Raw genomic sequence first — 7,483 nt, forward strand, 5'->3', positions numbered from 1 at the left:
GAGAAGCCCTGGTGGTACTTCACATCACCGGAGCCAGAATCTGCGAGCTTCTTGCCCTCGAATTCGTCGAAAAGCTCCCGCGGATTTTTGCCCAGGGTGTTTACCAGAACGTTGAGGCGGCCACGGTGAGCCATACCCAGGACGATTTCCTTGGCACCATAGGAGCCGGCACGCTGAATCAGCTCGTCAAGACATGGGATCAGACTCTCGCCACCCTCAAGGCCGAACCGCTTTACGCCGGGGTAGCGGGACCCCAGGTACTTCTCGAGGCCTTCGGCGGCCGTCAGGCGCTCAAGGATATGCTTACGGGTGTTATCTTCGTATGCCGGGCGTGAACGAACCGGCTCCATGCGCTGCTGGAACCAACGCTTGATGCGGGTATCCACCACGTGCATGTATTCGGCACCGATGCTTTCGCAATAGGTCTGGCGCAGGCCATCGACAATGTCTCCGAGCTTCATGGTCTCGGAGCCAAGGTTCAGGGAGCCGGTCTGGAATTCGAGATCCCTGTCAGAGTCGGATAGCTCATGAAATTCGGGATCGAGGTCTTCGACCCGGGGACGCTGCCATACACCGAGCGGGTCCAGCTTCGCTTCCTGATGACCGCGGAAGCGATAGGCGTTGATCAGCTGGAGAACACGAATCTGCTTCTTGTCCGCATCAGACGTGGCGCTTGCGGGAACGCCGCCGCTGGCAAGAAAACGCTGATTGCGGGAAATGTGTTCAAACTGTTCGCGGATGGAAGAGTGGACAATGTCACGGCCCTTGTAGCCATCGACACTGGGAAGCTTGTCGAAATAGCTGCGCCACTCTTCGGGAACGGCGTTGGGGTCTGTCAGGTAGGTTTCAAAAAGCTGTTCAACATAGGCGAGATTTCCACCCTGGAGGTGGGAAGTCTGCCATAACTGCTCCATTATGCTTTCGTGCATCTTGAATAGCTCACCTTGGGCTGGTGCGGGGAGCCCGATATGGTCGGCCAGGGGTATTTCTCAGTCAATACGGGTTTTTACGGGATCGACTTTGGCCACCACACCCGACATGGATGTTTTCCATTCCCCGGTGGTTTTTATACTCAGCAAAACAGGGAGAAAACTTTATAAGTTCCCGCCACGGCTTGCGTAGTGTGCACCCGGGTAAGACCTTTGACTATAAGCCTTTGGTTGAAGGCCCCGCAAACTTGCGAGGCCTTCCGGGTACTAACCTGATCAGAACAGTATAGCGTCTGTCGCAAATCCTGCTGCTTAAGTCGCCCTTTGCAGCAGAAGATTCCGAATGTGGCCGATAGCCCTTGTGGGGTTCAGGCCTTTCGGGCAGACACTTACACAGTTCATGATGCCCCTGCAACGGAATACGCTGAACGGGTCATCAAGGTTGGCAAGTCGCTCTTCCTGGGCTGTATCCCGGCTGTCAGCCAGGAAACGGTAGGCCTGAAGCAGGCCAGCAGGACCGATAAACTTGTCAGGGTTCCACCAGAATGACGGGCAGGACGTGGAGCAGCAAGCACAGAGAATACACTCGTACAGGCCGTCCAGCTTCTGGCGGTCTTCCGGAGACTGCAGCCGCTCGATCGCAGGCGCAGGCTTGTCGTTAATCAGGTACGGCATGACCTTTTCATACTGCTTATAGAAAAGACTCATATCTACAACCAGATCACGAATAACCGGCAGGCCCGGCAGCGGGCGCAGAACCAGCTTATCGCCCTTCACCACCTGGGAAACAGGCGTGATACAGGCCAGCCCGTTCTTGCCGTTCATGTTCATGCCGTCGGAGCCACAAACGCCCTCCCGACAGGAACGGCGATAGGCCATCGAAGGATCCCGCTCTTTGACCAGGTTCAGCACGTCAAGAACCATGAGATCCTTGCCTTCCGGAATTTCGACATCCACGTCCTGCATATAAGGCGCGTTGTCGGTCTCCGGGTTATAACGATAAAGGCTTACCAACATTTTCGGAATCCCCCTTAGTAAGTCCGGACCTTCGGCTCGAACTTGTCCACCGTCTTCGGTGCAAAGTTCACATCACGCTTGCCCACACGCTTTTCCAGCGGGAAGTACATGGAGTGCTTGAGCCAGTTCTCGTCATCACGCTCGGTGAAATCGTTCCTGGCGTGGGCACCACGGCTTTCCTTACGCTCGAACGCGGAAATCGCTGTGGACAGGGCAACCTCATAAAGGTTGTCCAGTTCGAGCGCCTCGATACGAGCAGTGTTAAAGGCGTTGCTGGTATCAGCCAGCTTGGTGTTGCGAACGCGCTCACCAATGGCTTCCAGCTTCTTGAGACCCTCTTCCATGCTCTTGCCGTCACGGAATACACCGAAGTACAGCTGCATACAGTTCTGGAGATCTTTCCGAACTTCCGCAACACTCTCGCCTTCGGAGGCGTTGTTCAGGCGGTCAAGCCGCGCCATCGCGCGTTTGATGTCGTCTTCGCTGGCACCGTCCACTTCAAAGCCGCCACGAAGCTGCTCCTCGATGTGCAGACCCGCTGCGCGACCGAAGACCACCAGATCCAGCAGAGAGTTACCACCCAGACGGTTGGCACCGTGTACCGATACACAGGCTGCTTCACCACAGGCGAACAGCCCGGGGATCGGCTTGTCCTTGCCATTCTCGTCCTGGGTCAGCGCCTGGCCACCAACGTTGGTCGGAATACCGCCCATCATGTAGTGACAGGTCGGAACAACCGGGATCGGCTCTTTCACCGGATCAACGTGTGCAAAGGTGCGGGACAGCTCACAGATGCCCGGCAAACGCAGGTTCAGGGTTTCTTCGCCCAGATGATCAAGCTTCAGCAGCACGTGATCCTTGTCGGGACCACAGCCACGACCTTCCAGGATCTCGATAACCATGGCGCGGGCAACAACGTCCCGGCCTGCCAGGTCTTTCGCGTTCGGCGCATAGCGCTCCATGAAACGCTCGCCCTCGGCGTTGATCAGATAACCACCCTCACCCCGGCAACCTTCGGTCACCAGCGTGCCAGCACCGTAGATGCCGGTCGGATGGAACTGCCACATCTCCATGTCCTGCATCGGGAAACCGGCGCGCAGCGCCATGCCGATACCATCGCCCGTATTGATCAGGGCGTTTGTTGTGGAGGCGTAGATACGACCCGCGCCACCGGTAGCCAGAACGGTTGCCTTGGACTTGATGTAAGCAACTTCGCCGGTCTCGACTTCGATGGCGACCACACCAACGACCTCGTCCTTGCTGTTCTTGACGAGATCAACCGCGTACCACTCGTTCAGGAACGTTGTGCCGCCCTTGATGTTGGCCTGATACAGGGTATGCAGAAGCGCGTGACCGGTACGGTCGGCAGCTGCACAGGTACGAGCTGCCTGAGTCGGGTTATCCGGGCCCTTGGACTGGCCACCGAAAGGACGCTGATAGATACGACCCTGCTCGGTACGGGAGAAAGGAAGACCCATGTGCTCAAGCTCGAACACCGCCTGAGGGCCTACAGAACACATGTACTCGACGGCATCCTGGTCGGCAATGTAGTCCGAGCCTTTTACCGTGTCATACATGTGCCAGCGCCAGTCGTCGTTCGGATCAGCACTGGCAATAGCACAGGTAATACCGCCCTGCGCAGAGACCGTATGAGACCGCGTGGGGAAAACCTTGGTGATACACGCGGTATTGACGCCGGATTCGGTCAGCTGAAGCGCGGCACGCATGCCGGACCCGCCACCACCGATAACAATCGCGTCAAAAGACATGGTCTTGATATTAGCCATCGATTAAAGCCCCCAAAGAATCTGAATGCCCCAAACCACATATACGAACATGGTCAGCCCACAAGCTGCCTGCACGATAAACCTGGGACCCATGGCCTTGATGTAGTCCGTGGTCACTGTCCAGAGCCCTACCCAGGCGTGAGCGCCAATTGACAGCAATGCCATCAGGGTAAAGATGCGAAACCAGGTCTGGTCAAACAACGCGTTCCAGGTGTCGTAGTTAACATCGGTCGTCAACATATAACCGAGCAGGAAAATTGTATACAAAGCAAGTACGTAGGCAGTTACCCTCTGGATCAGCCAGTCGAAGACACCACTGCGACCCAGGTTCGTGACGCTATTTACCATACCCAGACTCCTGCCAGAACGATGAGAATGACGGAAACCACAACCGTGATCTTCGAGGCGAGGCGGCCGCTCTCGAGCTCTTCACCAATGCCCACATCCATGAACAGGTGCTTGATACCCGCAACCAGGTGGTACAACAGAGCAGACAAGATGCCCCAGATAATCAGCTTGGCAAGGAAGCTGTCCAGCAGTTCATTGACGCGACTGAAGCCCTCTTCCCCGGACAGGGAAAGCTGAAGTCCGTAAAGCATGAACGCAACACCAACAAAAATGATGATGCCGCTGATACGGTGCAATATGGACGTAATGGCTGGCAGCGGAAAATGAAACTTGCCGAGATCGAGATTTACTGGTCGTTTGCTATTCACAGCGCTCTCACACTCTCTCTTGGTTCCGCGGGACCGGAAAACCGGATGCGGATGGTTGGTATGTAAGGATCGGCGTGCAGATACGAAACCGGCACACGATTGGCTCAGAAGGGAGGAAACCTCACCGGCAACCCGCTATTTACAGGCAGCGGGAAAAGGTTTATCCCCGATTCCGGGCTAGGGATTATAAGGAGTACCCTAACCAATTACAAACGTGCAACGTCGCTCAGGCCGCGTATTTCAGGGGGTTAAGCCAGCTATAAGGAGGATTGACAAATCCTTTTCCTGCCCGAATCCGTTGTCATTCGGGATATCCCTGATTTACAGCCAATGTCAAATTATGGGTTTTCCCGACTCTTCCATTGACAAAAAAAGCCAACGCCCTATATTTTGCCGCCAGTTTTGCGATAATACGCGCCTTCTAGCGCATCTATAACTGTAGATAAAGCTGTCAAAGCTGATAAATAGGAGAGCACCATGACCGACAGGAAAGCCACGCTCTCGGTGGGGGACAAGTCCATTGAGCTACCGGTTTATTCAGGCACCGTCGGCCCTGACGTTATCGACGTACGAGGCCTAGTCCAGGAAGGCGTTTTCACATACGATCCCGGATTCGTATCCACAGCAGCCTGCGAATCGGCCATTACCTACATCGACGGAGCAAACGGCGTTCTCCTGCACCGCGGCTACCCGATTGAGCAACTGGCCGAACATTCTGACTACCTTGAAGTCTGCTACCTCCTCCTTCACGGCGAACTCCCGAGCGCCGAGGAAAACCAGAAGTTCCACGACACCATCAAAAACCACACCATGCTCCACGACCAGATGCGGAACTTCTTCCAGGGTTTCCGTCGTGATGCACACCCGATGGCGATCATGTGTGGTGTAGTCGGCGCTCTGTCCGCCTTCTACCACGGCGAGATGGACGTTGCCAGCCAGGAGCAGCGGGAAATTACCGCGCATCGCCTGATTGCAAAGATGCCGACCATTGCCGCCTGGTGTTACAAGTACGCCATTGGCCAACCTTTCATTTATCCGCGTAACGACCTCTCGTACTCCGAGAACTTCCTGCAGATGATGTTTGGCGTTCCTTGCGAGGAGTACAAGCCGAACCCGATCCTGGCCAAGGCCATGGACAAGATTTTCATCCTGCACGCGGATCATGAACAGAACGCCTCAACGTCTACGGTGCGCCTGGCCGGCTCTACCGGCGCCAACCCCTACGCCTGCATTGCCTCCGGCATCGCGGCTCTGTGGGGACCCGCTCACGGCGGCGCCAACGAAGCGGTTCTGGACATGCTGGCCGAGATCGGCGATGAATCCAACATCGAGAAATTCATTGCCAAGGCCAAGGACAAAGACGATCCGTTCCGCCTGATGGGCTTCGGCCACCGGGTATACAAGAACTTCGACCCGCGCGCCAAAGTAATGGCTGAAACTGCCCACGAAGTGCTGACCGAGCTGGGCCTGGAAAACGACCCGCTGCTGAAGATCGCCCAGCGTCTCGAGAAGATCGCGCTGGAAGACGAATACTTCGTCAAGCGCAAGCTCTACCCCAACGTGGATTTCTATTCCGGCCTGATCCTCAAGGCAATCGGAATCCCGACGTCGATGTTCACCGTTATCTTCGCTCTGTCGCGTACCATTGGCTGGTTCTCGCACTGGAACGAAATGGTAAGCGGCGACTATCGCATCGGCCGTCCGCGTCAGCTCTACACCGGCTCGGATTCCCGGGATTATCCGGCCAAATAAGTCTGACTTGCCGGGTAAAACACGTAAAGGCCGCTGATTCAGCGGCCTTTTTTATTGCGTGCTGCCCTGCCCTTATGTGCTAAGTTAACCCGATAAAAACATAAGAGGAGAAAGCGATGACTAAAGCAGCATTTATCGGCCTGGGCGTCATGGGTTACCCGATGGCCGGCCACCTGGCGAAGGCGGGGCTCGACGTCAGGGTCTGGAACCGGACCAATGCCAAAGCCGAGCAGTGGGCAAGCGAATACTCGGGAACCAGCTGCACCACCATTGCTGAGGCCGTGAGGGGCGCGGATATTGTTTTGACCTGTGTTGGGGCCGATACCGATCTTATGGCCGTTTACGAGGGTGATGAAGGTATTCTCGCCAATGCCTCTGAAGGCGCTGTGCTGGTCGATCACACTACGGCTTCTGCCGGCATTGCCGAGTATCTCGCTGAAGCTGCCAGCAAAAACAACATGGGATTTGTAGACGCGCCTGTATCCGGCGGCCAGCAAGGCGCTGAAAACGGCAAACTGACCATCATGTGCGGCGGCTCGGAACAGGACTATGCGAAAGCCGAGCCGGTTATGGAGCACTATGCGCGGGCACTCAATCGAATGGGCCCGGCTGGCAGTGGCCAGAAAACCAAGATGGTGAACCAGATCGCGATTGCCGGTCTCGTCCAGGGGCTTTCAGAGGCCCTGCACTTTGCCGAGCAGGCTGAACTGGATGTGGCGAAAGTGGTGGACGTGATTTCAAAAGGCGCAGCCCAATCCTGGCAAATGGAAAACCGCTCGGGAACCATGATTGCAGGAGAGTTCGAACACGGCTTCGCCGTTGACTGGATGCGCAAGGACCTCGGGATTTGCCTTGAGGAGGCGAGAAAAGTGAATGCGTCTCTGCCGGTGACCGCACTGGTCGATCAATTCTATGCGGATGTCCAGTCGATGGGCGGTAAACGGTGGGATACCTCATCTCTCATACAGAGACTGAGGAAATTCCGCTAAGGTATTGAATCCGGGGTCGTTTGACGGCAATCAGCCCACGACCCCGGAAACCAGCAGACGTTACTTTTTCTTGTCCTGTGGTTGCCACTTACCGTTCACATACCACGCAGACCAGCCCGTCGCCTTGCCATCCTTTTCAGACATGACGTACTGCTCCTTGCTCTTACGGCTGTAGCGAATCACCGTCGGATTACCCTCGGGGTCACGCTCGGGCGCATCCATCAGGTAATCGTACTTCGGATCAATCTCCTTGCGGTGCGGTTTAATCTCCATCACCAGCGGTGGCCGCGTTT

General features: G+C 56.0%; 8 protein-coding genes. 2 read left to right on the plus strand and 6 right to left on the minus strand.

Annotation, left to right across the window (positions count from 1 at the left end):
- The 5 genes from B2W52_RS17895 to sdhC all read right to left on the minus strand — a co-directional run.
- The coding region (locus tag B2W52_RS17895) for a 2-oxoglutarate dehydrogenase E1 subunit family protein (protein ID WP_414673514.1) at nt 1-929 on the minus strand (929 nt) is incomplete at its 3' end.
- A 312-nt stretch (nt 930-1,241) separates the two neighbouring features.
- Nucleotides 1,242-1,946: a succinate dehydrogenase iron-sulfur subunit gene (locus tag B2W52_RS17900; RefSeq protein WP_008174383.1), complete on the minus strand. Its 705-nt coding sequence runs from the start codon at nt 1,944-1,946 to the stop codon at nt 1,242-1,244.
- A gap of 14 nt (nt 1,947-1,960) precedes the next feature.
- The gene (sdhA, locus tag B2W52_RS17905; RefSeq protein ID WP_008174382.1) at nt 1,961-3,733 is read right to left on the minus strand and encodes a succinate dehydrogenase flavoprotein subunit; all 1,773 of its coding nucleotides are present in this window, start codon (nt 3,731-3,733) and stop codon (nt 1,961-1,963) included.
- 3 nt (nt 3,734-3,736) lie between these two features.
- Nucleotides 3,737-4,081: a succinate dehydrogenase, hydrophobic membrane anchor protein gene (gene sdhD, locus B2W52_RS17910; RefSeq protein ID WP_008174380.1), complete on the minus strand. Its 345-nt coding sequence runs from the start codon at nt 4,079-4,081 to the stop codon at nt 3,737-3,739.
- The gene (gene sdhC / locus B2W52_RS17915) at nt 4,075-4,449 is read right to left on the minus strand and encodes a succinate dehydrogenase, cytochrome b556 subunit (RefSeq protein WP_008174377.1); all 375 of its coding nucleotides are present in this window, start codon (nt 4,447-4,449) and stop codon (nt 4,075-4,077) included. Before sdhC ends, sdhD begins: the two co-directional genes overlap by 7 nt.
- Before the next feature lie 477 nt (nt 4,450-4,926).
- Here sdhC and gltA point away from each other — a divergent pair, with 477 nt between their 5' ends.
- On the plus strand, nt 4,927-6,201 hold the full coding sequence (gene gltA, locus B2W52_RS17920) for a citrate synthase (RefSeq protein ID WP_008174375.1): 1,275 nt from the start codon (nt 4,927-4,929) through the stop codon (nt 6,199-6,201).
- A gap of 116 nt (nt 6,202-6,317) precedes the next feature.
- Complete coding sequence (locus tag B2W52_RS17925; protein ID WP_008174372.1) at nt 6,318-7,190, plus strand: NAD(P)-dependent oxidoreductase; 873 nt, start codon at nt 6,318-6,320, stop codon at nt 7,188-7,190.
- 60 nt (nt 7,191-7,250) lie between these two features.
- Here the strand turns inward: B2W52_RS17925 and B2W52_RS17930 are convergent.
- Nucleotides 7,251-7,483 (minus strand): hypothetical protein (locus tag B2W52_RS17930; RefSeq protein ID WP_286803834.1); only part of this gene is annotated, 233 nt, incomplete at its 5' end.

The organism is Marinobacter sp. UBA2498 (genome assembly GCF_002341575.1).
Classification (GTDB): Bacteria; Pseudomonadota; Gammaproteobacteria; order Pseudomonadales; family Oleiphilaceae; genus Marinobacter; species Marinobacter manganoxydans.